Origin of the sequence: Chromatocurvus halotolerans (assembly GCF_004340525.1) — a bacterium.
GTDB lineage: Bacteria > Pseudomonadota > Gammaproteobacteria > Pseudomonadales > Halieaceae > Chromatocurvus > Chromatocurvus halotolerans.
The window spans coordinates 231,491-257,841 of the sequence record NZ_SLWX01000004.1 but is presented as its reverse complement, the minus strand read 5'-3'; the positions used below and the strand labels follow the sequence as shown (position 1 = coordinate 257,841).

At 63.5% G+C, this 26,351-nt stretch carries 27 protein-coding genes; 9 read left to right on the top strand and 18 right to left on the bottom strand.

Going from position 1 to position 26,351, the window contains the following annotated elements:
• Together EV688_RS06850 and EV688_RS06845 are read right to left on the bottom strand one after the other, a co-directional pair.
• Nucleotides 1-756 carry a DUF1365 domain-containing protein gene (locus tag EV688_RS06850; RefSeq protein ID WP_117315262.1) on the bottom strand — a complete coding sequence of 252 codons (756 nt, stop codon included), beginning with the start codon at nucleotides 754-756 and terminating at the stop codon, nucleotides 1-3.
• Nucleotides 757-760: 4 nt separating this feature from the next.
• Entirely contained in the window at nucleotides 761-2,014 is a 1,254-nt protein-coding gene (locus EV688_RS06845; protein ID WP_117315139.1) for an NAD(P)/FAD-dependent oxidoreductase, read from the bottom strand.
• A gap of 166 nt (nucleotides 2,015-2,180) precedes the next feature.
• Here EV688_RS06845 and EV688_RS06840 point away from each other — a divergent pair, with 166 nt between their 5' ends.
• The 6 genes from EV688_RS06840 to EV688_RS06815 all read left to right on the top strand — a co-directional run bounded on the left by EV688_RS06840 (nucleotide 2,181) and on the right by EV688_RS06815 (nucleotide 7,402).
• Nucleotides 2,181-2,780: a sigma-70 family RNA polymerase sigma factor gene (locus EV688_RS06840; RefSeq protein WP_117315137.1), complete on the top strand. Its 600-nt coding sequence runs from the start codon at nucleotides 2,181-2,183 to the stop codon at nucleotides 2,778-2,780.
• Between the two features lie 4 nt (nucleotides 2,781-2,784).
• Nucleotides 2,785-3,444, top strand: coding sequence for a ChrR family anti-sigma-E factor (locus EV688_RS06835; RefSeq protein WP_117315135.1), 660 nt, complete (start codon nucleotides 2,785-2,787; stop codon nucleotides 3,442-3,444).
• Between the two features lie 225 nt (nucleotides 3,445-3,669).
• Complete coding sequence (locus tag EV688_RS06830) at nucleotides 3,670-4,812, top strand: Re/Si-specific NAD(P)(+) transhydrogenase subunit alpha (RefSeq protein ID WP_117315133.1); 1,143 nt, start codon at nucleotides 3,670-3,672, stop codon at nucleotides 4,810-4,812.
• A 1-nt stretch (nucleotide 4,813) separates the two neighbouring features.
• Entirely contained in the window at nucleotides 4,814-5,095 is a 282-nt protein-coding gene (locus tag EV688_RS06825) for an NAD(P) transhydrogenase subunit alpha part 2 (RefSeq protein WP_117315131.1), read from the top strand.
• 2 nt (nucleotides 5,096-5,097) lie between these two features.
• Nucleotides 5,098-6,459, top strand: a complete 1,362-nt coding sequence (locus tag EV688_RS06820; protein WP_117315130.1) for an NAD(P)(+) transhydrogenase (Re/Si-specific) subunit beta — start codon at nucleotides 5,098-5,100, stop codon at nucleotides 6,457-6,459.
• A gap of 16 nt (nucleotides 6,460-6,475) precedes the next feature.
• Complete coding sequence (locus tag EV688_RS06815) at nucleotides 6,476-7,402, top strand: hemerythrin domain-containing protein (protein ID WP_117315128.1); 927 nt, start codon at nucleotides 6,476-6,478, stop codon at nucleotides 7,400-7,402.
• Here EV688_RS06815 and EV688_RS06810 read toward each other — a convergent pair.
• The 15 genes from EV688_RS06810 to EV688_RS06740 all read right to left on the bottom strand — a co-directional run bounded on the left by EV688_RS06810 (nucleotide 7,359) and on the right by EV688_RS06740 (nucleotide 21,604).
• Entirely contained in the window at nucleotides 7,359-9,149 is a 1,791-nt protein-coding gene (locus tag EV688_RS06810; protein ID WP_117315126.1) for an ABC transporter transmembrane domain-containing protein, read from the bottom strand. The two genes, EV688_RS06815 and EV688_RS06810, sit on opposite strands and share 44 nt — an antisense overlap.
• 3 nt (nucleotides 9,150-9,152) lie before the next feature.
• Nucleotides 9,153-9,914 (bottom strand): twin-arginine translocase subunit TatC, encoded by a 762-nt coding sequence (tatC, locus tag EV688_RS06805; RefSeq protein ID WP_117315124.1) that lies wholly within the window; start codon nucleotides 9,912-9,914, stop codon nucleotides 9,153-9,155.
• Nucleotides 9,911-10,258 (bottom strand): Sec-independent protein translocase protein TatB, encoded by a 348-nt coding sequence (tatB, locus tag EV688_RS06800; protein ID WP_117315122.1) that lies wholly within the window; start codon nucleotides 10,256-10,258, stop codon nucleotides 9,911-9,913. The genes tatC and tatB overlap by 4 nt, the downstream gene beginning before the upstream one ends.
• A 5-nt stretch (nucleotides 10,259-10,263) precedes the next feature.
• Nucleotides 10,264-10,572, bottom strand: coding sequence for a twin-arginine translocase TatA/TatE family subunit (gene tatA, locus EV688_RS06795; protein ID WP_117315121.1), 309 nt, complete (start codon nucleotides 10,570-10,572; stop codon nucleotides 10,264-10,266).
• 14 nt (nucleotides 10,573-10,586) lie between these two features.
• Nucleotides 10,587-10,958 (bottom strand): phosphoribosyl-ATP diphosphatase, encoded by a 372-nt coding sequence (locus EV688_RS06790; protein ID WP_240624225.1) that lies wholly within the window; start codon nucleotides 10,956-10,958, stop codon nucleotides 10,587-10,589.
• Between the two features lie 8 nt (nucleotides 10,959-10,966).
• Nucleotides 10,967-11,401: a phosphoribosyl-AMP cyclohydrolase gene (gene hisI / locus EV688_RS06785; protein ID WP_117315117.1), complete on the bottom strand. Its 435-nt coding sequence runs from the start codon at nucleotides 11,399-11,401 to the stop codon at nucleotides 10,967-10,969.
• 61 nt (nucleotides 11,402-11,462) lie between these two features.
• Nucleotides 11,463-13,106 carry a ubiquinone biosynthesis regulatory protein kinase UbiB gene (gene ubiB, locus EV688_RS06780; protein WP_117315115.1) on the bottom strand — a complete coding sequence of 548 codons (1,644 nt, stop codon included), beginning with the start codon at nucleotides 13,104-13,106 and terminating at the stop codon, nucleotides 11,463-11,465.
• Nucleotides 13,106-13,816 (bottom strand): ubiquinone biosynthesis accessory factor UbiJ, encoded by a 711-nt coding sequence (locus tag EV688_RS06775; protein ID WP_240624224.1) that lies wholly within the window; start codon nucleotides 13,814-13,816, stop codon nucleotides 13,106-13,108. Before EV688_RS06775 ends, ubiB begins: the two co-directional genes overlap by 1 nt.
• Complete coding sequence (gene ubiE, locus EV688_RS06770; RefSeq protein ID WP_117315112.1) at nucleotides 13,800-14,549, bottom strand: bifunctional demethylmenaquinone methyltransferase/2-methoxy-6-polyprenyl-1,4-benzoquinol methylase UbiE; 750 nt, start codon at nucleotides 14,547-14,549, stop codon at nucleotides 13,800-13,802. The genes EV688_RS06775 and ubiE overlap by 17 nt, the downstream gene beginning before the upstream one ends.
• 84 nt (nucleotides 14,550-14,633) lie before the next feature.
• Complete coding sequence (locus EV688_RS06765) at nucleotides 14,634-15,026, bottom strand: gamma-butyrobetaine hydroxylase family protein (RefSeq protein WP_117315110.1); 393 nt, start codon at nucleotides 15,024-15,026, stop codon at nucleotides 14,634-14,636.
• Between the two features lie 18 nt (nucleotides 15,027-15,044).
• Nucleotides 15,045-16,367: an ATP-dependent protease ATPase subunit HslU gene (gene hslU, locus EV688_RS06760; protein ID WP_117315108.1), complete on the bottom strand. Its 1,323-nt coding sequence runs from the start codon at nucleotides 16,365-16,367 to the stop codon at nucleotides 15,045-15,047.
• A 1-nt stretch (nucleotide 16,368) separates the two neighbouring features.
• The gene (gene hslV / locus EV688_RS06755) at nucleotides 16,369-16,914 is read right to left on the bottom strand and encodes an ATP-dependent protease subunit HslV (protein WP_117315106.1); all 546 of its coding nucleotides are present in this window, start codon (nucleotides 16,912-16,914) and stop codon (nucleotides 16,369-16,371) included.
• A 145-nt stretch (nucleotides 16,915-17,059) separates the two neighbouring features.
• Nucleotides 17,060-17,629, bottom strand: a complete 570-nt coding sequence (locus EV688_RS06750) for an SPOR domain-containing protein (protein WP_240624223.1) — start codon at nucleotides 17,627-17,629, stop codon at nucleotides 17,060-17,062.
• Nucleotide 17,630: 1 nt separating this feature from the next.
• Nucleotides 17,631-19,316: an arginine--tRNA ligase gene (gene argS / locus EV688_RS06745; RefSeq protein WP_117315104.1), complete on the bottom strand. Its 1,686-nt coding sequence runs from the start codon at nucleotides 19,314-19,316 to the stop codon at nucleotides 17,631-17,633.
• Nucleotides 19,317-19,411: 95 nt separating this feature from the next.
• Nucleotides 19,412-21,604 carry a primosomal protein N' gene (locus tag EV688_RS06740; protein ID WP_117315102.1) on the bottom strand — a complete coding sequence of 731 codons (2,193 nt, stop codon included), beginning with the start codon at nucleotides 21,602-21,604 and terminating at the stop codon, nucleotides 19,412-19,414.
• Nucleotides 21,605-21,792: 188 nt separating this feature from the next.
• Between EV688_RS06740 and rpmE the strand changes: the two genes are divergently transcribed.
• On the top strand, nucleotides 21,793-22,008 hold the full coding sequence (gene rpmE, locus EV688_RS06735) for a 50S ribosomal protein L31 (RefSeq protein WP_117315101.1): 216 nt from the start codon (nucleotides 21,793-21,795) through the stop codon (nucleotides 22,006-22,008).
• 45 nt (nucleotides 22,009-22,053) lie between these two features.
• Here the strand turns inward: rpmE and EV688_RS06730 are convergent, their stop codons facing one another.
• Nucleotides 22,054-24,543, bottom strand: coding sequence for a penicillin-binding protein 1A (locus EV688_RS06730; RefSeq protein WP_117315099.1), 2,490 nt, complete (start codon nucleotides 24,541-24,543; stop codon nucleotides 22,054-22,056).
• Nucleotides 24,544-24,720: 177 nt separating this feature from the next.
• On the opposite strand from EV688_RS06730, the gene EV688_RS06725 reads away from it, so the two are divergent.
• Together EV688_RS06725 and EV688_RS06720 are read left to right on the top strand one after the other, a co-directional pair.
• On the top strand, nucleotides 24,721-25,785 hold the full coding sequence (locus EV688_RS06725) for a pilus assembly protein PilM (RefSeq protein ID WP_117315097.1): 1,065 nt from the start codon (nucleotides 24,721-24,723) through the stop codon (nucleotides 25,783-25,785).
• A complete protein-coding gene (locus EV688_RS06720) occupies nucleotides 25,785-26,348 on the top strand; it encodes a PilN domain-containing protein (RefSeq protein ID WP_117315095.1) in 564 nt (187 codons plus the stop codon). Before EV688_RS06725 ends, EV688_RS06720 begins: the two co-directional genes overlap by 1 nt.
• Nucleotides 26,349-26,351: the final 3 nt, after the last annotated feature.

Here is a 26,351-nt window from a genome sequence, read left to right as displayed (position 1 = left end):
TTATACTCCAGAAGATCCTGTTTTCGGATGTGGGTAGAGGGGCATGCGCTTGATAAAAAGCTTGAGTGCCTGCCAGTAAATGGCGGCCGCCACCTTTGCGGTCATCAGCGGGTAGCGCAGTAGCATGCGGTTGAGATTGCCCGCCGTCAGGGGTTCCGCGCGCAGTGAAAGGGTAGCGTCGAACACGGTGCCCTCTTCCGTGCTGTTGGCGAGATGAATGGCCAGCCGCTCGCCGGGGGTGTTGCTGCGCCACTGATAGCGCATGTTCATGGGGTTGAAAGGCGACACGTGGAAGTTCTTGTCGAAGTCGCTGCGCAGCGTGGCGCTGTCGTTGCTGGCCTGCATGACATAGCTGTGGCGTTCGTTCCAGGGAGTATTCGTGACTTCCGCCACCAGGTACTCCAGCGTGATCCCGTCATCGGCATAGCAGTAATAGCAGCATAGCGGGTTCATCTGCAGGCCGAAGTAGCGCAGATTGGCCAGCAGGTAGATGGGCCCCGTGTGCTGTCTGCCGGTCTCCTCCAGAATGCGTCGCCGCACTTCCGTCTGCAGGTCGATGGTCGGGTCTCCCAGAAAGTCGGCACGCCGGAAGCGGCCCAGCGCAGGACGCCGGGCGGACCAGAGCAGCATGTCATCGAACAGTTCCGGCAGCTCGTCGAGTCGCAGAAAGGGCATGAACACCCGATAGCTGAAGCGGTGTGGCCGCGGCAGGTGCCGCCGATGGCGCAGCAGTCCGGTATACAGGCGGGAGGTCATGGTGTCAGTGCGCCCCCGCATCCGCCAGGGTCCTGGCAACCCGCAGCGCACTGACCACGCCGTCCTCGTGGAAGCCGTTGCCCCAGTAGGCGCCGCAGTACCAGGTGCGCCTTGTACCGTTGATATCCTGCCAGCGTTGCTGCGCGGCGATACCTTCCCGGGAGAACACGGGGTGATCGTAGCGGAAGCGTCCAAGGATCTTGTTCGGGTTGATGGCGCTGCTGTGGTTGAGAGTCACGCAGAAGGTTTCCGGCGCTGTCAGGCCCTGCAGTATGTTCATGTTGTAGGTGACGATCGCGCGGCCCTCGTCGACGCCGAGGCGATAATTCCAGCTTGACCAGGTGATTTTTCGGGTCGGCAGCAGGCGTGTGTCCGTGTGCAGGACCACATCGTTGGACTGGTAAGGCAGCGCCCCAAGGATGTCGCGCTCATCCTGTGACGCATCGCCAAGCATGGCCAGCGCCTGATCCGAGTGTGTGGCGATAACCACCTGATCGAAGGTTCTGGGCTCGCCATTCGCAAAGTGCAGCGTCACGGCGTCCTCGCCGCGCTGGATGGCGGTGACCGCGCATCCGGTATGGATGCGTTTTTCGAAACGCTGGCACAGCGGTCGCAGGTATTCCCGCGATCCGCCCTCGATCACGCGCCACTGCGGCCGGTTGGTGATCGACAGCAGACCGTGGTTGCGGAAAAAACGCAGGAAGAACGCCAGCGGAAACGCCTCGATGGCCTGCCAGTCCGATGACCAGATTGCCGAGGCCATGGGCACCAGATAGTCGTGGCGGAAACTGCTGCTGTAACCGTTCTCGTTCAGGTAGTCGCCGAGGGTGGCGTCGTCGGCGACGGCGCCGGATTCGAGGTCGCGAACGGCGGCGCGGTTGAACTTCAGGATATCCCTGACCATGGCCAGGAAGCGGGGCGAGACGAGGTTGCGCTTCTGGGCGAACAGTGCCGGCAGTCCGCTGCCCGCGTATTCCAGCCCGCGCTCACGATCGTGCACACTGAACCCCATGGTGGTGGGCTTGCTGCTGACGCCCAGCTCTTCCATGAGGGCAATGAACTCCGGATAGGTCCAGTCGTTGAAAACGATGAAGCCAGTGTCGATGGCATAGCGGCGCGTGCCGAGCTCAACGTCGACTGTTGCGGTATGGCCGCCGACCTGTCGGTTCGCTTCGAAGACGTGTACCCGGTGCCCCTGGCTCAGGTAGTGAGCGCATGCTAACCCCGAAATGCCAGAGCCAATGACGGCAATATCCAATGCTGATGCTCTCCCGGGTTGCTGTTGGCAGTGTGTCATGCAAGTGAGCAAACACAGTCTGGGTTACGTTCACGGCGATCTGCTGGATCAGACCGCGCGCCCGTCTGATCCGGTCTGGCCTGTGCGGCGTAAGGATAACGTGTCAATATGCAGGAGTGCACCAATAATGCAGGTCGTGGGGGAGAAACAGAACGTGTGGACGGCACCGACCGGACGACGCACTGACGAGTGGAGCGAGTGCCTGACGCAGATTGCGGAGCACGAGGATCGCGCTGCCTTCACCCGGCTGTTCCGGCATTTCGCCCCCCTGATCAAGGCGTTTGCGCTGTCGGGATCGACCATGTCGGCAACCCATGCCGATGAGCTCGTCCAGGAAGTCATGCTCAAGGTGTGGCAGAAGGCCGGTGCGTTCAACCCCGAAAAAGCCGCCGCGAGCACCTGGGTGTACACCATTGCCCGGAACTGTCGCACCGACATGTTCCGGCGTCTGCAGAAATTTGACACGCCGCTGGCGGCTGAGGACTTCACGCCGGAGCAGGATGGCGAAGAGCCGTTTGCCCAGCTGCAGTCCAAACGCAGTGGCGAGCGTATAAGAGAAATGATGGCAGATTTGCCGGCTGACCAGACGCAGATACTGGCCAAGGTGTACATGGAGGGGAAATCCCACGCCGAGGCTGCAGCCGAGCTTGACCTGCCACTTGGAACCGTCAAGTCGCGCGTGCGACTGGCTATCCAGAAGCTGCAGGTTCAATTCGAGAGGGTATAGGCAAATGGCGACTTTTCACCCCCAGCTGGAGCTGCTCACCGAGCACGCGGCGGGATCACTCTCGGTAGCGCAGTCCGCCTGCGTTGCTGCTCACCTCAACTACTGCGCCGAATGCCGGCACAGCGTTGTTCAGCTGCAGAATATCGGCACGGCGCTGTTTGAATCGGCCGATCCCGTGCCGGTCGGCGACGTCCTGCTCAATCGTGTGCTGGCGCGGCTCGATGAAGAGGCGCCGCTGCATCACAGCAGTCCGGCCGATCAGGCGGGCAGTAACGCCACGCCGGCACTCCTTCAGCGATTGATGCAGGGCGACTTTTCCGACCTGCCCTGGCGCAAGGTGACAGATGCTCTGCGCATTACCCGACTGCAGACCGGCGACCCCAACTACGAGTTCGCGCTCTACCACATCAAGGCCGGCGGGGTGATTCCCGATCATGGTCACCGCGGCAGCGAAATGACGTTGATCCTCGAGGGCGGGTTCAGCGATGATCGCGGCACCTACCATCCCGGTGATTTCACGTATCGTCGGCAGGAAGACGAGCACGCGCCACAGGCCCTGGCGGATCAGGACTGTATCTGTCTGGCGGTACTCGATGCCCCCCTGCGCTTCACCGGCTGGAAATACCGCTGGATGAACCCCTTCCTGCGCCTGCACGCGGGCTGAAGCCGCCCTCGCCGCGAGCCCGTTGTCCGGTCAGGCGGCGGGCAGGCAGGACACGTCGGCGGCAGGTCCGCTTATACCGTTCACTCTCCCTGTGATAAAGTCGCGTCAGCCAGCGGTTGGCTCTGTATCAGCCGGCCTGGCATTGCAGGCGTTATCAGTGGGAGCCGGCGACCTCTTCCAGAGGGCGCAGCAAACAATACCAGAAGAGACGGGGTAACAACTCACATGCTTTTAGGAATTCCGAAGGAGACACATCCGGGCGAGAATCGCACTGCAGTCACCCCCGAAACAGCCAAGAAGCTGTGCCGGCTCGGCGCTGACCTGCAGATTGAAGCCGGTGCCGGAGAAGGGGCCGGATTCCAGGATGCCGAGTACAGCGACGCCGGCGCCACTGTCGTCAGCGACCGCGAGGCACTGATTTCCTCCGCCGATATGCTGCTGCGCATCCGCAAGCCGGCGCTGGAGGAAATTGCCAGCATGAAGAAAGGCTGTATCCACATCAGCTATCTCGACCCGTTCAACGAGCACGAGCTGATCGCACGCTTCAGGGAGCAGGGTGTCACGGCGATAAGCATGGAAATGATTCCACGGACGACGCGCAGTCAGAAAATGGATGCGCTGAGTTCCCAGGCAAACCTGTCGGGTTATGTCATGGTGGTGCTGGCCGCCATGAACCTGCCGCGAATCTTTCCGATGATGATGACCCCGGCAGGTACGCTGAAGCCGGCCAAGATCTTCGTTATCGGTGCCGGGGTGGCGGGTCTGCAGGCCATTGCCACGGCGAAGCGACTGGGAGGCCGGGTGACGGCCTTCGACACGCGCCCGGTGGTTGCAGAGCAGGTACGATCACTGGGCGGGACCTTTCTCGAGATCGACCTCGGCGAAACCGGTGAGGCCGCGGGCGGTTACGCGAAGGAGCTGACCCCGGAGCAGATTGACAAGCAGCGCGAGGCACAGAAAGCCGTGATCGCGGAATCGGATGTGGTGATCACCACGGCCCAGGTCTTCGGGCGCAAGCCGCCGGTCATCGTCACCCGCGATATGGTGGAGGGCATGCAGCCCGGATCGGTCGTGGTGGACATGGCCGCCGAGACGGGGGGTAACGTCGAAGGTTCGGTGCCGAACGAGATCGTCCAGGTGAACGGCGTAACGGTGATCGGCTACGGCAATCTGCCGAATTTTGTCTGTCGCGATGCCAGCCATATGTACGCCAGCAATCTGTTCAACCTGGTCGATGACTGCTGGGACGAGGAAGCCAAGGCTTTCAGCATAGATCTGGAGCACGACATCCAGTCCGGCTGCGTCATTACCCACGCCGGAGAGGTGGTGAACGAAACCATAGCGAAACTGCAGGCGGGAGGGGACTGACATGGAAGCTGTATTTCTCACATTTATCCTGATGTTATCGATTTTTGTCGGCTTTGAGCTGATCAACAAGGTGCCTGCCACGCTGCATACGCCGCTGATGTCCGGCGCCAACGCCATCTCCGGTATCACGGTCGTGGGCGCTATCAGCCTCGCCGGCACCGGGCAGCAGGATCTCGCCAACTGGATGGGCGCGGGGGCCGTGGCGCTTGCCTCCATCAACGTTATCGGAGGCTACATGGTGACTGACCGCATGCTGGCCATGTTCAAGAAGAGGGGAGGCTGAACATGGAATCTTCGCAACTCGGTATTCAGATTGCCTACGTCGTTGCGGCGGCGCTGTTCATTTTTGGCCTGAAGCTACTAGGCTCTGCGGGCACGGCGCGCCGCGGTAACACCCTGTCCGCGATCGGCATGCTGATCGCCATTGTCGCTGCCCTAACCGATCAGGGCATTGTCGACTACCGCTTTATCCTCGGCGGCTTCGTGATCGGTGGCCTGATTGGCGCCACGGCCTCCCGCCTGGTGCAGATGACCGCCATGCCCGAAATGGTGGCGCTGTTCAATGGCTTCGGCGGTATGGCCAGTCTCCTCGTGGGCGCGGCGGCGATCAGCGGTGCGGTGGGCACCTTCACCCTGATAACGGTTGTGCTGTCCATCCTGATCGGCGGCGTGACCTTCACCGGCTCGCTCATTGCCTACGGCAAACTCAGCGAGACGATCGGCAGCGGTGCCGTCACTTTCAAGGGGCAGCAGATCGTCAACTCCCTGATTGTTATCGGCATTGTCGCCAGCGCCATCATGTTCTGCCTGACACCCTCCGATCCGGTGTGGCTGTATACGGTCATTGGCCTGTCGCTGCTGTTCGGCATCATGCTGGTCATTCCGATCGGCGGTGCGGACATGCCCGTGGTCATCTCCCTGCTGAACTCCTACTCGGGTCTTGCGGCCTGTGCGGCGGGTTTTGCGGTGAACAACAATATCCTGATCGTCGCCGGCTCGCTGGTGGGTGCCTCGGGCATTATTCTCACGCAGATCATGTGCAAGGCGATGAACCGCTCCCTCAGCAATGTCCTGTTCAGTGGCTTCACCGCTGTCAGTGACGAGACGGTGGAGATCGAGGGCGAGGTCAAACCCATCTCGGTGGAGGATGCCTTCTACGTTCTTGAAGCGGCAACCAATGTCGCCATCATCCCGGGATACGGCATGGCGGTCGCCCAGGCCCAGCACGTGGTCAAGGAACTGTGTGAGCTGCTCGAGGAAAATGGCTGCGAGGTCAACTTCGGTATCCATCCTGTGGCAGGGCGCATGCCCGGGCACATGAACGTGCTGCTGGCCGAGGCAGATGTGCCGTATGACCAGCTGCTGGAGATGGACGAGATCAATCCGCGCATGGAAACCGTGGATGTTGCGATCGTCATCGGCGCCAATGACGTGGTAAATCCGGCGGCACGTGAGGTGGCGTCGTCCCCGATCTATGGCATGCCGGTGATCAACGTCGATTCCGCACGCACGGTATTCGTGCTCAAGCGCTCCATGGCATCCGGCTTTGCCGGTATCGAGAATCCGCTGTTCTTCAAGGAGAATACCCGGATGCTGTTCGGTGACGCCAAGGAAACCATCGGCGGCCTGATCCGCGAGTTCAGCTGACAGGCGTCGCCCGGGCATGACGGCACACGATTCAGCGTCCGCCGCTGGCGACGCGCCCCTGCTGAAGGCGCTGCGCGCAGAGCACCGCCATATTGGCGCAATCATGGGCCTGCTCACGCAACAGCTCAACGCAGTCGAGCGCGGCGATCTGGTCGATCCCCACGTGCTTTACGAGATCATGGATTACATGGTCATGTGGCCTGATCGCTTCCACCATCCCCGGGAAGATCTGATCTACGATCACGTAGCCGATCTTGACCCCGATGCCGCGATCGACATGCGCGAGCTGCAGCGTGAGCACGAACAGATGGCCCGCCTCGGGCGCAAGCTGCTGCTCGCCATCGAGGGCTGGCGCTCCGGTGAGACGGCCGGCAGCGACATGGTGGCTCTCGGGCGCGAGTATATCCGACGCTCCCATGAACACATGAACCTGGAAGAGGAAGAGGTTTTTCCGCTGCTGAATGCCGTGCTTGGCCCCGGTGACTGGCGCGAGCTGGCGGCGGATGACAGCCTGCATCCGGCGTCGGATCCGGTGTTCGGTCGCCGCGTCCAGCGCGAGTTCCGCCAGCTGGCGAGAAAGCTGCGCCGGCGCCTTCGGCGCGGCGTGGAGCGCGGGGCCGTCACTGAATGGGTGGGTGTCGAGGCAGCGCTGGAGTCCTTCGAGGTGCTGTCAATGGCGTGGCAGAACGGCCGCGTCTCAACGCTGGACCACCTCTCCTCGGCGACCCGCGAATCTCTCTACTTCGTGCTTGACCAGCCCCTGCGCGCACCGCTGCTCTGTGCCGTCAACAACACCCGGCTGGGTCTGGGCTGGCTGCAGGACATGAGTGAAATCTACCGCGACACTTTCCGCGACCTGGGGCGCGTGGAGCAGGAGCGTCGAGACCGGCTGCGTCTGCTCAGGCGGTCCGCGCCGGTGGGCTGGCGACGTCCATCTCCCTGAACTGCAGGCTCGCGAGTCTGGCGTAAAGCGGATTCGACGCCAGCAGTTCCGCATGTGTCCCGGTGGCAATGACCTTGCCGCCGTCCACCACGGCAATGGTATCGGCGTGCAGTATGGTCGACAGCCGATGCGCAATGATGATGGATGTCCTGCCCCGCATGAGCTCCCGCAGTGCCTGCTGCACCTGGTGTTCGCTTTCCGCATCGAGAGCGCTGGTCGCCTCGTCCAGTAGCAGTAGCCGGGGGTCGCGCAGGATTGCACGGGCCAGGGCGATGCGCTGGCGCTGCCCTCCCGACAGACGCACTCCGCGGTCGCCCAGATCGCTGTCGTAGCCGTTCGGAAGCTGCGTGATGAAGTCGTGGGCCTGGGCGCGCCGCGCCGCTGCCTCTATCTCGTTATCGCTGGCCGCCGGTTTGCCGTAGGCAATGTTGTAGCGCACGCTGCCGGTGAACAGGGCCGGCTGCTGTGGCACCAGGGCAATCTGTGAGCGCAACGCCTGCAGGCTGAGTTCGCGAATATCCCTGCCATCCAGCATGATGCTGCCGCTGTCCGGATCGTAGAAACGCTGCAGCAGCTCGAAAACCGTGCTCTTGCCCGCGCCAGAGGGGCCCACCAGCGCCAGGCTGCGGCCGGCCGCCGCTTCCAGCGTAAAGCCGTCAAGCGCCGGGTTATCGGGCCTCGAGGGATAGTGGAATACCAGGTCTTTCAGGGTCATGCTGGCGGGTTCCCCGGCTTTCGCCTGCACCTGGCCGCTGCCGTCCGTTACGGCGCTCTGCTCTCCTGACAGCTCCAGCAGGCGTTCCGCGGCACCCGCTGCGCGCTGCACTTCGCTCCAGACCTCCGACAGGGTGGCGAAGCCACTGCCGACCATGATGGCGTAAAAGCCGAATGCGGCCAGTTCACCGCCGCTCATGTTGCCCGCAATGACATCGCTGCCGCCCGCCCACAGCATCACCGCCATGCCGCTGAACAGCAGGATGATGGCACCGCCGATCAGCAGGGAGCGCTGGCGGATGCGGCGCCGGGCGATGGCAAAGGCCTGCTCCACTTCGCCGGTGAAGGCCTCGCTTTCGAAATTCTCGCGGTTGTAGCTCTGCACTACCTTGATGTTCTGGATGATTTCGCCGGCATAGCTGCCGACGTTGGCAATGCTGTCCTGGCTGGCCGTGGACAGGCGACGTACGCGGCGACCGAAGATGATGATCGGCAGCAGGACCAGCGGTACGCTGGCGACAATGATCAGGCTGAGCTTGAGGTTGGTGAGAAACATGAGCACCAGGGCCCCGGTCAGTGTGAGGCCGCTGCGCAGGGCCATGCTCAGGGATGAGCCAATGATCGTCTGCAGCAGCGTGGTGTCGGTGGTCAGCCGGGACATGATCTCGCCGGCGCGATTGGCTTCAAAGAAGCCCGGATGCAGGTGCACCACATTGTCGAACACCGCCTTGCGCAGATCGGCGCTGACCCGCTCGCCAAGCCAGGAAACCAGGTAGAAGCGCGTGAACGTGCCAACTGCGATGACCGCGCTGATGGCGAGCATGACGAGTACGGCAAAGCGCAGATCCTCAACCGTGCCACCGGTCAGGCCGCGATCAATCAGTATCTGGATGCCGCGGCCGAGAGACAGCGTGGCGCCCGCGGTGAGCAGCAGCGCCGCGGAGGCGCCGGCCACCCGCCAGCCATAGGGGCGCAGATAGCCCGCAACGGTAAGCAGTGGAGCGAGTTTGCGGGTTTTGGGCCGGGTTGCCATGGCTCAGTCCACGCTGTCGTCGGCGGCTTTCTCGTCCCGGCGCCGGATCAGCATGCGGCCGCAGACGATGCCGATTTCGAACAGCAGCCACATGGGCAGCGCCAGCAGAGACTGCGAGATGATGTCCGGCGGCGTGAGCAGCATGCCGAGGACAAAACAGCCGACAATGATGTAAGGCCGTTTTTTCGCCAGGTCCTCCGGCGTGGTGATGCCGGCCCAGATCATGATCACCGCGGCAATCGGAATCTCGAAGGCCAGACCGAAGGCAAAAAAGAGCTTCAGCACAAAGTCGAGGTAGCGGTTGATGTCGGTCATGATGGCGACATCTTCTGGTCCTACGCTGGTAAAAAACGCGAAAATCAGCGGAAAAACCACGAAATAGGCGAAAGCCGCGCCGGCATAGAAAAGTGCGATGCTGGACACCAGCAACGGGATTGCCAGGCGCTTCTCGTGCCGGTACATGCCGGGGGCGATGAAGCTCCAGGCCTGGTAGAGCACATAGGGCACGGCGATGAAAATTGCCGCAAACAGGGTCAGCTTGAATGGCGTCAGGAAGGGTGAGGCTACCTCGGTGGCGATCATGCTCGCGCCGGGCGGCAGAATGGAGCGCAGCGGTTCCGAGACAAAGGCGTAGATGTCATTGGCAAACGGGAACAGGACAATGAAGACTATCAGTACCGCCAGAATGGCGCGCAGCAGACGATCCCGCAGTTCCTTCAGGTGTGCGACCAGCGGCAGCGCCGGATCGCTGGATGAGTCGCTCATGGTGTGGTCTTGTCCGCCTTTTCCCGGTCGTCGCTGTCTGTGGGCGTGGCGGCTGGCCCACTCGTGTCGTCGGTCGGTGCTTTCTCGTCTGCCTCTCCGGAAAGCCCCCTACGCAGATCCTCTGTCTGCTGCTTAACCTGTTCCCCGGTCCGTCGCAGTTCCTGCATGACCTCGTCGTTGTGCAGTTCCTGCTGGACCTCGCGCTTGATGTCGTTGAAGCCCCGCCGCAGCCGGCCGAGCCAGACGCTGGCAGTACGTATGGCCCCGGGCAGGCGTTCGGGGCCAATCACCAGCAGGCCGACCACGCTGATGATCACCAGTTCGGCAAAGCCGATGTCAAACATGGCCGCTAGGGTTTCCGCTCGCCGTCATCGCTGTCGACGGTGGCATTGTCACTGCGCGTGCCATCGTGACTGTGCTCGCGTTTCAGCGGCGCCGACTCATCCCGCTGCAGGGAAGCCGAGCTTCGGCTGCTGTCCTCCGCGGCGTCCTCATCGGAGTCGGCCTTGTCGTCATCGTCCTGCATGCTCTTCTTGAAGCCCTTGATGGCGCTGCCAAGATCGCCGCCGAGGGTGCGCAGTCGTTTGGTGCCGAAAAGCATGATCACGATCGCCAGAACAATCAACAACTGCCATACGCTGATACCGCCAATACCCATGGTGTCTTCCTCTGTCAGTGTGCGTCTGAGCGCGACGCTTTTTCGGCGTGGCCGGACAGCCCTAGCCGCTGTTGCAAGCATTCCATCACCGCTCCGGCGTCGGTGTCCAGATGCGAAAGCATGACCATGCAGTGGAACCACAGGTCCGCCACCTCAGCAACCAGTGCAGAGCGATCCGCGTCCGCCGCCGTGTCCTTGGCGGCGATGATGACTTCTGTCGCCTCTTCGCCGACTTTTTCAAGAATGCGATTGAGACCCGCCGCGTGCAGGCTGGCGACGTAGCTGTCGTCAGGTTCTGCCTGTCTGCGTGCCGCGATGAGGCGGGTCAGTTCGTCGAGTATGCTGTCGGTGGTCATCGCCTGTCCTTCCCGTGGTGCTGCTGTCATCTGGCCAGTCACTCCTGCGGGCCGCCGTTACCGCCATGGCCCTGAGACTCGCCGTACATGTCCTTCGGGTCGCGCAGCACGGCATCTGTCTCGACCCAGCGATTACCGTCAAGGCGACGATAGAAGCAGTGCCGGCGACCGGTGTGGCAGGCGATGCCGCCGATCTGCTCGACCTTCAGCAACAGCGCGTCGCCGTCGCAGTCGATCCGCAGTTCCTTCAGGCGCTGCACGTTGCCCGAGTTCTCGCCCTTGCGCCAGAGTGCGCCCCGCGATCGCGACCAGTACACCGCGCGCTGCTCCGCCGTTGTGCACTGCAGCGCCTCGCGATTCATCCAGGCCAGCATGAGTACCTCGCCGCTCTGCCAGTCCTGCGCGATAGCGGCCACCAGCCCCTGCTCGTTCCACTGAATACTGTCTGTCTCGATGTCTGTTGCTGACGGCATTCGCACTACCTGCTGGCCATCCCTGCGGGGTGGCGGATTATGGCACACGCGGTGCGTAACTTCAGTCTTCCTGCGCGCGTGGCCAGAGCAGCACGACGGCGAGCGCAATCAGGAACCAGCCCGCCGGTGTCAGCGTCGACAGCAGGGGCTGAACTGACGGCACGGTGAGTAAAGCGCCGCCGGCACAGGCCACGCCGGCGACCTGCCGCCGCTGGCGACGGGCTGCCAGACGCTGTTGCTGTCGTCGCATCGCGCCATCACTGGAACGCCGGTTCGCGGCCGGGACCTGCCTGTTGCCCAGCAGCTGCTCAAACACGGCGTCCGGCACCTGAGGCAGCCTCTCGAGCCATGACGGCACATGATACTGCAGTCGCTTCACCATCTGCTGCGGCGAGTAGCGCTCGCGCAGCCAGTTTTCCAGAAAGGGCTGGGCGGTGTCCCAGAGGTTCAGCTGTGGGTACAGCTGCCTGCCCAGGCCTTCGATGTTGAGCAGGGTTTTCTGCAGCAGAATCAGGGACGGCTGCACCTCCATGTCGAAACGGCGCGCCGTGCTGAACAGGTAGACCAGCAGCTGTCCGAAGGAGATCTCGCTGATCGGTTTCTCGAAAATCGGTTCGCACACCGCGCGCATCGCGGCTTCGAAGTCCTCGACGCGGGTTTCCGGCGGCACCCAGCCGCACTCCACGTGCAGGCGTGCAACCTCGTGGTAATCGCGCTGGAAAATGCCCAGCAGGTTGCGGGCAAGGTAGTACTGATCTGCCTCGCTGAGACTGCCGATAATGGCGCAGTCAATCGCAATATAGCGTGGATCCGCCGGGTCGTCGGCATTGATGAAGATGTTGCCCGGGTGCATGTCCGCATGAAAAAAGCTGTCGCGGAACACCTGGGTAAAGAAGATCTCGACGCCGCGCTCGGCAAGCAGCTTCAGGTTGGTGCCGCGCTGCCGCAGGGTATCGAGGTCGGTGACAGGGATGCCATGGATGCGCTCCATGACGTAGACGTTGCGGCGCGTGTAGGCCCAGTGCACCTCCGGCACGTAGACCAGCCTGCCGTCGGCAAAGTTCCGCCGCAGCTGCGACGCGTTGGCCGCCTCGCGACCGAGGTCGAGCTCGTCCAGAATGACCTGCTCGTAGTCTGCCACCAGGGCGACGGGGCGCAGGCGCCAGCCGTCGCGCAGGAAGCGTTCCGCAAGACGTGCCAGCAGAAACAGCAGGGCGATATCCTGGCGGATGACCGGCTCGATATCCGGGCGAAGTACCTTGATCACGACTTCGCGCCCGTCCTGCAGCTGTGCTGCGTGCACCTGTGCCACCGAGGCCGACGCCATGGGAGTGGCGTCGAAGCGCGCGAACAGCCGGTCCACGGGCTCACCGAGGGCCTTTTCAATGATGTCCCGGGACTGGGGCGCCGGAAATGCCGGCACCTGGTCCTGCAGCCGGGCCAGTTCGTCGGCGATATCCTCGGGCATCAGGTCGCGGCGTGTCGACAGCATCTGCCCGAACTTGATGAATACCGGGCCGAGCTCTTCGAGGGCCTGCCGCAAGCGCCGGGCGCGTTGCGCCTCCGCGCGGGCGCCGAGCCGGAACGGATTCAGGTGCAGGGCGAGGCGGACCCCCCGGGGGACCCGGTCAGCGTCAATAATGTCGTCAAGGCGGTGGCGGCCGACGACCTTGAGGATGCGGCCGAGTCTGAGCAGGCGCGACATCAGCCGGGTTCGCTGTTGCGCGATGCCGGGCCGTTGGCTGCAGTGGTGGGCTGCGCCGCCAGCAGGCGGTCCGCGCGGGCGCGGGCGCGCTGCAGCCGACTCTGCAGGCGGTCTGCCTGCTGAGTCAGCTTCTGAATGTCGGAGTAGAAATCCTCGACTTCGGCGCGCGGCGGCGTCAGCCGCGCTTCTTCGTGGATGAATTCATCCAGCTGCCGGGTGAGACTGCTGCCGGCGTACCGGCCCCAGCGGAACAGGCCGCGCAGTATCTCTGCCAGCTGATGCCCGGCGACGTCGCCAAGGGTGTCCACCAGCGGGGCTTCCCAGTCGACATCCAGCCCGGCGACGACGCCCTGCAGGGCGATCAGCGGTGCGCTGCTGCCCTTGAGCTCAAGCCCACCGTTGATCAAGGTCGCCGTGGGGTCTGCGGCATTGGCCAGCTCGGCAAAATCGCTACTGCTGCCGCGCACCCGGGTTGCCAGCGGGCCCTCGTGGTAACCCAGCAGGCGGATGGCCCCGGTACGGGTTGGCTGGACATAGACGGAAAAGGCCGGCGCCGTGCACTCGATACCGATGACCACCTCATCGAGCGCCGCCAGCTCGCGACGGCTGTGCGGCGACAGGTCGAGCGCGGTGTTGGCAGCGCGCTCCAGGGCGGCGAGGACGGCGCTGTGCAGGGCAGGGTCGAGCGCCATGTCAGGCCTTGATGCCACGATGCACGGCAACCACGCCGCCGGTCATGTTGTGGTACTCACAGCGGCTGAATCCCGCCTCCTCCATCATGCCGCGCAGGGTTTCCTGGTCCGGGTGCATACGGATGGACTCCGCAAGGTACTTGTAGCTGTCGGCATCCCGCGCAATGAGGCGGCCCATCAGTGGCAGTATGCTGAAGGAATAGGCGTCGTAGGCCTTGCCCAGCAGCGGGTTGGTCGGCTTGGAGAATTCCAGCACCAGCAGGCGCCCGCCGGGCTTGAGCACGCGCAGCATGGCCCGCAGCGCCAGGTCCTTGTCGGTGACGTTGCGCAGGCCGAAGGCGATGGTAATGCAGTCGAAGCTGTCATCGGGAAATGGCAGGTACTGTGCGTCGGCCTGCACGAACTCCAGATTGGCCTGCACGCCCGTATCGAGCAGCCGGTCGCGTCCGACCCGCAGCATCGAGGCATTGATGTCCGCGAGTACCACGCGGCCACCGTCGCCGACCAGCTGGCTGAACTTTTCCGCCAGATCGCCGGTGCCGCCGGCGATGTCGAGCACCGAATTGCCGCTGCGCACGCCGCTGAGCTCTATTGTGAAGCGCTTCCACAGGCGATGGATGCCTGCCGACATCAGGTCGTTCATGAGATCGTAGCGTGTCGCGACCGAGTCGAAGACATCGCCAACCATGCCCGCCTTGGCGTCTTTATCGACTTCACGGTAACCGAAATGTGTTGTTTCCCTGTCACTCATTGCGCTGTCTGCCATGCCTGCTGGAGCGATATTGTAGCGCGATGCCGCGCAGGGGTCAGTGTCACAGGCGCGGTGGCCGGCGTTTCAGGGCTGAAACTGTATGACCTGGGTATCCGGGTCGCGGCTGGCGCCGGCGGCCTGCAGGCGATCGAGGTAGTCCTGCCACCAGCGCTCGCGGTTGAGGCAGAGCTCGCGCAGGTAGCCCCAGGGGTAGATCCCGGTGTCGTGACCGTCGTCAAACACCAGCTGCAGTGCGTAGTGGCCCACCGGGATGACGGATTCCAGAACCACACTCTTCTTGCCGGTCTGCAGGGTTTCCTGGCCCCGGCCGTGGCCGCGCACCTCGGCGGAGGGGGAATGGACCCGCAGGTATTCCCAGTCCAGCTGGCAGGGCGCCTCCCCCGGGTAGGTCAGCTCCAGTACCCGGGACTGTTTGCGGAGTTTCACGCCCGTGGGGCGGATGGTGTCGTTGGCCATGGCCTGCTCCGGTTGGGTCTATAGAATGAAGCGCGACAGATCGTCGTCGAGGCTGAGTTCCCCGAGCTGGCTGTCGACATAGGCGGCATCCACCACGAGCTTCGGTGTCTCCGTAGTGCTGTCCGCTGCCGCGTAGGAGGCTTCCTCCAGCAGCCGCTCCATGACGGTGTGCAGGCGCCGCGCGCCGATATTCTCCGTGTTCTCGTTCAGCTGCCAGGCGATTTCCGCCAGTCGCGTCAGTCCGTCGTCGGTGAACTCCACCGTCAGGCCCTCGGTCGCGAGCAGCGCCTGGTACTGTCGTGTCAGGGAGGCATCCGGCTCGGAGAGAATGCGCTTGAAGTCCTCCGGCGTCAGCGCGGAAAGCTCCACGCGGATGGGCAGGCGGCCCTGCAGTTCGGGAATGAGGTCCGAGGGCTTGGACAGGTGGAAGGCGCCGGAGGCAATGAACAGGATGTGATCGGTCTTGATCATGCCGTACTTCGTGCTCACGGTGGAGCCCTCGATCAGCGGCAGCAGGTCGCGCTGCACGCCCTCGCGGGACACATCGGCACCGGCCGTCTCGCCGCGCTTGGCCACCTTGTCCAGCTCGTCGAGAAAAACGATGCCATTCTGCTCCGCCGCTTCTATCGCCGTCTGCTTGAGTTCCTCTTCGTTCACCATGCGCGCCGCCTGCTCCTCGCAGAGCGCTTCAAAGGCGGCTTTTACCGGCAGCTTGCGTGTTTTCGACTGCTGCCGGGACAGGTTGGAGAACATGCTTTGCAGCTGGTTGGTCATCTCCTCCATGCCTGGGGGCGCCACGATATCCATCGAACCCGCGGGGTTGCTGAGTTCCACCTCGATTTCCTTGTCGTCCAGCTGGCCCTCGCGAAGTTTCTTGCGCAGCAGCTGGCGCGTGCCGGCGCCCTGCTCGCCGTCGCCGTTGCGGGCCGGGGGCAGCAGAATGTCCAGAATGCGCTCCTCCGCCGCTTCCTCTGCCCGGGCGCGCACCCGCTGCACCTCCTGCTCGCGATACATTTTCACCGACGTCTCTACCAGGTCGCGGATAATGGACTCGACATCGCGGCCGACATAGCCCACTTCCGTGAACTTGGTGGCTTCCACCTTGATAAAGGGCGCGTTTGCCAGTCGCGCAAGGCGGCGGGCGATTTCGGTCTTGCCGACGCCGGTGGGTCCGATCATGAGAATGTTCTTGGGCGTGATCTCGGCGCGCAGGTCTTCCGCCACCTGCATGCGCCGCCAGCGGTTGCGCAGGGCGATGGCGACGGCCCGCTTGGCCTCGGACTGGCCGATGATGTGCTTGTCCAGGGCATGGACAATCTCGCGTGGGGTCATGTTTGACATATCAGTCCTGATAATCCAGTTGTTCGATGGTCTGGTTGTGATTGGTATAGATGCAGATGTCACCGGCGATATTCAGGCCTTTCTCCACGACATCCCGGGCGCTCAGCTCGGTATTGTCGAGCAGTGCGCGGGCGGCGGCCTGAGCAAAGGAGCCACCGGAACCGATGGCGATGAGGTTGTCCTCGGGCTCGATGACATCGCCATTGCCGCTGATCACCAGCGAGGTGGTCCGGTCGGCCACCGCCAGCAGGGCTTCCAGCTGGCGCAGCGAGCGCTCGGTGCGCCAGGCCTTGGCCAGCTCCACCGCGGCGCGCACCAGCTGTCCCTGATGCTTTTCCAGGTGATTTTCGAACAGCTCGAACAGGGTGAAGGCGTCCGCCGTCCCGCCGGCGAAGCCGGCGATGACCTGCTCCTTGTAGAGACGGCGGACCTTGCGCGCATTGCCCTTCATGATGGTGTTGCCCATGGATACCTGGCCGTCGCCGCCGATAACAACGCTGTTTCCCCGGCGAACGCATAGGATGGTAGTGCCTCGAAACTGTTCCACGTGCTGCCTCCTTCAGGTCAAGGTAAGGGTTATGGGTCCTCGACCCGGTGAATTCAAGCGCCAACTGCCGCTCTGCCGGCGGCATGGTCCATTCGCCCGGCGGGCCTTTAATGAGGTGGCTGCGAGGTGCGCGAGTCCGGCGCGCTCAGGGTGCGCTGCGTTTCAGCAGCAGGGTGTCGATGCTCTGCTGCGCGGTGAGGCTGCGCGCCGCAGCCATCTTTGAGCGCGAGTCGAAGGGTCCCATGATGACGCGGAACCAGCGGCCGTTGCTGCCGCTCGTTTCCTCCACGCGGGGCTCCAGGCCCAGCAGCAGCAGCTCGGCGCGGCGACGGTCCGCATCCTCCGCATGCCGGAACGAGCCGGCCTGCAGCAGGTAGGTGGACCCATCGGGTTGATCACGGCTGCCGGGCAGGTCGCCGGGAGCCACCTCAACCTCAATACGCTGCTGCGGCAGCATCTCGAAAAAATCGAAGCGCGGCTGCTGTTCAGCGCTGCCGGAGGGAACGGCATTGACCAGGTCATTGCCGTCGGCCGCAGGCTCCGACGGTGGCAGCGTCACCAGATAGAACATGAAGCTGAGAAACATGCCACTGGCGACACCGCCGGCATACCAGCGCAGGACCCGGGACATGCTGTCCGTGGTATCGCCATTGCCGCGGCTGGCGCCCTGACGGCGCTGCCCGCTGCGTGACTTTGCGGTGCCGCTCGCAGCCATGCTACATCGACTCCGGTGCGGAAACGCCAAGCAGATTCAGGCCGTTGCTGATCACCTGGCGCACGGATTCACTCAGTGCGACCCGGGCCGAGCGCAGTTCGGCGTCCTCGACGAGCACCTTGTGTGCATTATAGAAAGTGTGGAAGTGGCCGGCGAGGTCGCGCAGGTAATTTGCCACGGCGTGGGGCTCTGCTGCCTGTGCTGCCTTCTCCACGACCTCCGGGTATTCAGCGAGACTTTTCAGCAGCGCCTTTTCCTCGGCGCTCTGCAGCCGTGCGAGGTGCGACCGGCAGGATGCTGCGTCCCAGGAGATGCCCTGCTCGGCCAGTCTGCGGTGTACGCTGCACACCCGGGCGTGGGCGTACTGCAGGTAGTACACGGGGTTGTCGTTGCTGCGCGACAGTGCCAGGTCGATATCAAAGGTCAGCTGTGAGCTGGGCGCCCTGGCGACCAGGAAGTAGCGCGTGGCGTCACGGCCCACCTCCTCTATCAGGTCGCGCAGCGTGAGGTAGCTGCCCGCGCGTTTCGACAGCTTGACCTCCTCGCCGTCGCGCATGACGGTCACCATCTGATGCAGCACGTAGTCGGGCCAGCCCTTGGGGATGCCCTGCTCCAGCGCCTGCAGACCCGCGCGCACGCGGGTAACGGTGCTGTGGTGGTCGGCGCCCTGCTCGTTGATGACGCGCACGAAACCGCGGCGCCACTTGTTCAGGTGGTAGGCGACATCCGGCAGAAAGTAGGTGTAGCCGCCATCGCGCTTGCGCATGACGCGGTCCTTGTCATCGCCGAAATCGGTAGTGCGCAGCCACAGCGCACCGTCTTCCTCGTAAGTCTTGCCGCCCTGCACCAGCATGTCGACCGTGGCCTCCACTTCACCCGAGCTGTACAGTGATGACTCAAGGAAGTAGTGGTCAAAATCCACGGCAAACTCGCGCAGGTCCAGGTCCTGTTCGTGGCGCAGGTAGGCCACGGCGAAGCGACGGATGGCGTCGAGGTCATCGGGGTTGCCGCTGGCCTCTACCTGCTGGTCCTTGGCGCTCACGCTGTCGCCGCGCAGGTAGGCCTTCGCGAGCTCGGCGATATAGTCGCCGCGGTAGCCGTCGGCGGGCCAGTCTTCATTGCCGGGCTCGATGCCCCGGCAGCGTGCCTGCACCGACAGCGCCAGATTGTTGATCTGCTGGCCGGCGTCGTTATAGTAGAATTCGCGCGATACCTCCCAGCCAGTGGCCGCGAGCAGACGGCACAGGCTGTCGCCGATGGCGGCACCGCGACCGTGGCCCACGTGCAGCGGGCCCGTGGGGTTGGCGGAGACAAACTCCACCTGCACCTTGCGGCCCTGGCCGCTGTCGCTCTCACCAAAGCGGGCCCCCCGGGAGAGAATGTCTCCAATCACGGCAACGCTGCTGTCCGTCGACAGGAAAAAATTGATGAAGCCTGGACCGGCAATCTCGGTGCGGGCAATCAGTTCGCTTTTCGGGAGGTGCTCGCAGAGCAGCTCGGCCAGCTGCCGTGGCGGCATCTTTGCCTGCTTTGCCAGTGCCAGCGCGACGTTGGTGGCGAGATCGCCGTGGGCCGGGTCGCGGGTGCGCTCGACCTGCACGGCCGCGGACGTCCCGGCCTCCAGCTGGCCCTGTTGAATAAGGCGGTCCAGCCCCTGTTGAATCAGCAGGGACACGTGTTCTTTCATAGCGGGTTGACCTGATCTGCAAGGCGAATGAGAACTGCGGCCATTATCCCTGTTCGTCGCGGTGATGGCCAGATAGCGCGTGGTGTGGCGGCTGACTAGAGCGTGTCCAGCGGGTCGATATCAATAAACCAGTGCAGCCCCGCGGGCGCTTTCAATGCCTCTGTGGCGGCCACCAGGGTCGCGGCAGAGGCCGCCGCGCTGGCACGGTCCGTGCTCAGGCAGATGAGCTGGCTGCGGTGCTTGCCGGCGCGGCGCGGCATCGCGGACGGCAGGGGGCCGATCAACTGCGAGGCGGCGTCAATCCGCGGCGCCGCGTGTCTGCGCACGTCCTGAAGGAAGGTTTCGCCCTCTCCCTCGGCGCGTGCGTCGGTGCGCAGAAGCGCGATATGTCCCGCGGGCGGCAGGCCGCGTTCCTGGCGCTGCAGGAGCAGATCTGCGGCGATCTCGGCATAGGGCCGGGTGAGCAGCGCCTGCATCAGCGGGTGATCGGGGTAGTGTGTCTGCAGAAGCATCTCGCCGGGCAGGTCACCGCGTCCGGCACGGCCGGCGACCTGGGTCAGCAGCTGGGCCAGGCGTTCCTCGCCGCGAAAATCCGCACTGAACAGAAGGGCGTCGCTGTCGATCACGCCCACCAGACCGACGCCGGGAAAGTGGTGTCCCTTGGTCAGCATCTGGGTGCCCAGAAGTATGCAGGGATCGCCGCGGTGGATATCGCTGACCAGCGTCGCCATATCCGCATGCCCCGTGACGCTGTCGCTGTCCACGCGATATACCGGCCAGCGGTCGAAATGCTGCTGCAGAAAGTCCTCTGCCTGCTCTGTGCCGAGGCCATTGGCGATCAGTGAGGTGCTGCCACATTGCGGGCAGGCCTCCGGGAGACGACGCCGTGCGCTGCAGTGGTGACAGCGCAGCTGGCGCCGGCGGCGATGCACCGTCATGCGCGCATCGCAGTGCTCACAGTCGGCAATCCAGCCGCAGTCGTGGCACTGCAGCGAGGCGGCGAAACCTCGGCGGTTGAGGAATAGCAGCACCTGGCGTCCCTCTGCAAGCGCCTGACCCGTGTGCTCGAGCAGGACCGGCGACAGACCAGCGGTGAGTGGCTGACGGCGGACATCAATAGCGCTCAATCGAGGCATTGCCCGACCGCCGGCACGCTGCTCAAGACGGTGGTGCCGGTAGCGGTCACGCAGCGCGTTGAACGTGCTTTCCAGCGAGGGCGTGGCGCTGCCCAGCACAACGGGGCAGGCCTCCAGCTGTGCGCGCTTGACGGCGACGTCCCGGGCGGAATAGCGAAACCCGTCCTGCTGTTTATAGGAGGCATCGTGCTCTTCATCGACAATGATGATGCCGAGGCGCGGGCAGGAGGCAAACACGGCGGAGCGTGTGCCCAGAATGATGGCCGCATCGCCGCGTCGCGCCCGATCCCAGGACTGGCTGCGCTCGGCATCGGTCAGGCCCGAGTGCAGCAGGGCGATGGGCGTATCGAAACGTTCGCGAAAACGCGCCACGGTCTGTGGCGTGAGCCCGATTTCCGGAACCAGCACCAGTGCCTGGCGGCCCTGTTGCAGGCAGTGGCTGATGGCGCGCAGATACACCTCGGTCTTGCCGCTCCCGGTGACACCCTCGAGCAGGTGGCAGTGGAAGCTGCCCGCGTCGGCGATGATCTGCCTGACCGCGCTTGCCTGCGCGTCGCCCAGTCGCGGCCCGTCTGCGCCCGCGGCCGGCGGCAGTTGGAGCGCCGACTCACAGCGTTCCACCAGGCCTTTCTTTTCCAGTTCACGCAGTACGGGGCTTGTCATGCCCTGCGATTTGAGTGCGCTGGCCTCGACCGCATGTCCGCCCGACAGAGCGCGCAGCGCTGCCTGCTGGCGCGGTGCCCGGGCCAGCGCTTCCTCACCCAGGCCCTGGCCGCGCGCGGTGAGCCGCCAGGCATCCTGCAGCGGTGCCCGGCCCTCGCGAAGGCGCTTGCTGAGCGCGGCGGTAAAGACCTCGCCCGGCGGGTGCAGGTAATACCCGGACGCCCATCGACACAGGTCGAAAACGGCGGGCGAGAGCAGTGGTACGGTGTCCAGGATCGCGTCTGCAGATTTCAGCCGGGAAAGTGGCACCTCGCTCCGGGTTGCCGTGGCGATCAGCACGCCGACCACGGATCGCCGTCCGAAGGGGACCCTGACGCGGATTCCCGACGGTAGCGACAGCGCGGTGTCAGGATCCTCGTCTGCCGGGGGCAGATAGTCGAACAGGCGGCGCAGGGGGGAGGGAACGGCAATGCGCAGGTAGGTCGGCATCAGACATGATCACACGGCATGGCTGGCCAGTCTAACAAATGCCTGGCCCCGGGCCTTGCGCAGTACGGCACTTCTGGTACTATGCGCGCCTATTTTTGCCAAGCACAGCGCTGCTGTGCCTGTCATCCCTGGATACGGTGCCCGGCAGGGATCGGGTTGCGGTGTCCCTCAGCAGGAGCAGGACCATCATGAAGAACGAGATTCACCCCAAGTACGAGGCGGTCACCGCGACATGCAGCTGCGGTAACGTGATCAAGACCCGCTCGACCTTTACCGAGGATTTCACGATCGACGTGTGCTCGGAATGTCACCCTTTCTTTACCGGCAAGCAGAAGATCGTTGACAGCGGCGGCCGCGTGGATCGCTTCAACAAGCGTTTCGGCAACCGTGGCAGCAAGCGCTAGGGTTTTCGCACGACGCTGGCGGGTCCGGTAGATCCGGCCTGCCACTCAGAAAATATCGTTGATCAGGTCGTCGGTGCCGGTCTTGCCCGGTGTCAGCGTTCCATCAGCGTAATCCGTTGGCACATTCTCGGCACGAAAATATTCAAACAGCGCATTTTCCTGCGCGGACCCTGCCAGCAGTCCCGTCTCGGGATCAATTCTCACACTGGTAATACCGTTGGGTATCGGCAGGCTTTGCTCCGGCCGGTCCCGCAGCGCCTCGCGCATGAAGGAAATCCAGATCGGTAGTGCCGCCGTGCCACCGAACTCCCGGCGACCCAGCGGGGTGTAGCCGTCAAAGCCTACCCAGCTGGTGGCAACCACGTCCCGGTTGTAACCCGAGAACCAGGCATCCATCGGTCCGTTGGTGGTGCCGGTTTTCCCGGCAATATCGCCACGCTTCAGCACCAGGGCCCGGCGTCCCGTACCCGCTTTGATCACGTCCTGCAGGATGTCATTGATCAGAAAATTTACCCGTTCCTCCATGACTCTGGGCGCCGGCGGCAGTGGCTGCGCCCCGACGCCGCTGTCCGCGATCCCGCGCGCTGAGGTTGGCAGCGCCGCCGCGTCGCCGCGCCGCTGCAAGCCATTCCCGGCCGTATCGTCACCGGAGTCAGCGGCGCAATCGCGGCATACAGTGGCAGGTCGGGCCTCGAACAGCAGGTTGCCGTCACTGTCCTCGATCCTGCTGATGATGTGGGGTTCCACAGCATAGCCGCCGTTGGCCAGAATGGCGTAGCCGCGCGCGACGTTCAGCGGTGACATGGACTGGGTGCCCAGCGCCAGCGAGAGGTTGCGGGGAAAATCCGCAGTATCGAAGCCGAGTTGTTGCGCATAGTCGATGACCGTTCCCACTCCCATCTGCTGCAGCAGACGAATGGACACCAGGTTCCGCGACTGTGTCAGCGCCCAGCGCAGCCGGGTGGGTCCGTAGAATTTGCCGCCGTCGTTTTCGGGCCGCCAGATGCCTTCCAGCGAGGTATCTTCAAGCACGATCGGGGCGTCATTGATGATGCTGGCCGGCGTGTAGCCCGCGGCGAGCGCTGCGCTGTAGATGAAGGGCTTGAAGTTCGAGCCGGGCTGACGCTGGGCCTGGGTCGCACGATTGAACTTGCTCTGTTCGAAGCCGAAGCCTCCCACCAGACTGAGAATGGCGCCATTGTCCGGTTTCAGTGCGATCAGCGCGGCCTGCGCCGCCGGGATCTGGGCCAGATGCCATGCTTCGCCCTGCGGACGGTTGACGCGCACGACATCACCGCGGGTCACCACGTCCGCAGGACTGCCGGGCGCGCGACCGCGGGCGTTTTCGTTAAGATAGGGGTTTGCCTGGCGCAGGCCGTTTTCCCAGAGCAGCTCATGTTCGCTGCCATCGGCAATGACAAAGCGCGCGCCTGCATCATCCACGCGGGTGATCACGGCGGGCGTGAGGCCTCCGACCACGGGGATTTCCGCGAGGGTTGCCAGCCAGGCTGGGGGTGCCACGCTGGCAGTGGCTTCGGAAGGTTGCGTCAGTGGGCGTGGATCCGCCAGCCGCTGTTCCGGCCCACGGTAGCCGTGCCGCTGATCGTAGGTGATCAGGCCGGTCTCCAGGGACGACTGCGCGGCGCTCTGCAGGCGCGAGTCGAGGGTGGTGTATACCTGGTAACCGTCGTTGTAGATGCCAATACCGTAGCGCTCGAGCATCTCGCGGCGCACCATTTCCGCGGCATGCTGGGCGTCCAGTGTGATCCTGGCGCCGTGGTGACGTACCTCCACCGGCTCAACCAGCGCCGCCTGGTAGGCCATCTCGTCGACATAACCGAGCAGATGCATGCGCCCGAGTATCCAGTCGCGTCTTTCCCGGGCGTTGTCCGGCGAGCTTAGTGGGTTGTTGCGAGATGGGGCTTTCGGGATACCGGCGAGCATCGCATGCTGTGCCAGACTGAGTTCCTGCAGGCTTTTGCCGTAGTAGGTCTGGGCCGCCGCCTCGAAGCCGTAGGCGCGGTGCCCGAGAAACACCCGGTTCACATAAAGTTCGAAGATCTCCTGCTTGCTGAGCCGGCGCTCTATCTCTATCGCCAGCAGTATCTCGTTGAATTTGCGCGTAAAAGTGCGGTCCAGGCTGAGAAAGTAGTTGCGCGCCACCTGCATGGTCAGCGTGCTTCCGCCGGAGCCCTTGGCGCCGGTCAGCATGAGTTCTGACACGGCCCGCCCGAGGCCCATCAGGTCGATGCCACTGTGCCGGAAGAAGCCGTCGTCCTCCGCGGCCAGCAGCGCCTTGACAAAGGTATCGGGTATCTCGCTGTAATCCAGTGGGTTGCGCTTCTGTTCGCCGAACTGGCCGATCAGATCACCGCTCGCGGTATATACCCGCATGGGCGTCTGTAGCTGGACATCGCGCAGCGTTTCCACATCCGGCAATTTCGGACTCAGGTACAGGTAGACGCCGGCCAGTAACCAGACGGCGGCGAGACTGCCAAGCAATGTGAGGCGCAGTAGCCAGCGCAGGAATTTCAAGAGACCTCCGGAGATGTGTATCGGGCGGGACAGGTCGCGCGGGAAGCTCGCTGTCGGGGTTTGGTAATTATAGGCTTTTTTTGCCTTTTCGTTGCATTGCGGGCTATCTTATAGCTTAATATTGAAGTATAAGAAGATAAAGTAAAGCTAAGTCTGTGAATCATATAGGAAAACGACTTGCTTGGATTGCTAGGAAAGAGAAAGCAGACTCAGCTTCTGGGGATGGATATCAGCTCCACCACGGTCAAGCTGCTCGAGCTTAGCCGAACGGGGGACAAGTATCGCGTGGAAAGTTACGCGGTCAGCTCGCTCCCGCAGGATGCTGTGGTGGAAAAAGCCATCAACGATGTCGATGGTGTGGCCAATGCCATCCGCAGTGTTGTCGCGCAGTCACGCAGCAAAGTCAAGACCGTTGCCGCCGCCGTGGCGGGTTCTGCCGTGATCACGAAGCTGGTGGACATGCCGGCCGGGCTGAGCGATGACGAGATGGAAACCCAGCTCACGCTGGAGGCCGATCAGTACATTCCCTATCCGCTGGAGGAAGTGGCTCTCGACTTCGAAATTCAGGGCGCCTCGCGTGATCGCGACGGCATGGTCGAGGTTCTTCTCGCCGCCTGTCGTCGGGAAACCATTGATGCGCGCGTGGAGGCCATCGAGGGCGCGGGGCTGGAGGCAAAGGTCATGGACGTCGAGGCCTATGCGGTCGAGCGCGCGTACGGCCTGATTCGGGAGCATCTCGACCTCGAGGAGAGTGCGGTGGTTGCCATGGTCGACATCGGCGCCACGATGACGACGCTCAGCGTATTGAGCAACGGCCAGACCATTTACACCCGCGAGCAGCTGTTCGGTGGCAAGCAGCTGACCGACGAGATCATGCGCCGATACGGTCTGCCGCTGGAAGAGGCCGGTCTCGCCAAAAAGCAGGGCGGTCTTCCGGATGACTACGAGGAAGAGCTGCTGAACCCTTTCAGGGATGCGGTCGTGCAGCAGGTCACACGCTCGCTGCAGCTGTTTTTCTCCTCAAGCCAATACAACGATGTCGACTACATCATCATGGCGGGTGGCGTGGCCTACATGGAGGGACTTTCCGACCTGGTACAGGATCGCCTGGGTACACCCACCGTGGTTGCCAATCCCTTTGCCCAGATGAGCCTGTCACCGCGGGTCAACGCGGTGGCGCTGGGCAGTGATGCGCCGGCCATGATGATTGCCTGCGGCCTTGCGCTGCGGAGTTTTGACTGATGGCGCACATCAACCTGCTGCCCTGGCGCGAGGCGCGCCGTGAAGAGCTCAAGCGACAGTTTCTGAGTATTCTGGGGCTGGTAGTGGTGGCGGCCATCATGCTGGTGGTGCTGGCCGATCGCGTGGTGAACGGTCAGATTGACGACCAGAGGGCGCGCAACGATTATCTGTCGCAGAACATCAGGGTGCTGGATGCCCAGGTGGCGGAAATCAAGGATCTGCAGCGCAAGCGCAATCAGCTCATTGACCGGATGCGCGTGATCCAGGAGCTGCAGGGCAATCGCCCGGTCATTGTCCGCGTGCTCGATCAGCTGGTGCGTACGGTTCCCGACGGCGTCTTCTACACGAAAGTAGAGGCGAAGGAGAAAACCCTGTCCATCACGGGCGTCGCCGAGTCTAATAACCGGGTGTCCAGCCTCATGCGCCGGCTGGACGCTTCCGACTGGCTGCAGGACCCCAACCTGGATTCCGTGCGCGCCGCGACCATGTACGGCGACCAGGCCGCTACCTTCGACCTGAAGGTGATGGTGAGCCTGCCGCAGGACAGTGAGGGCGAGGAATAGCGC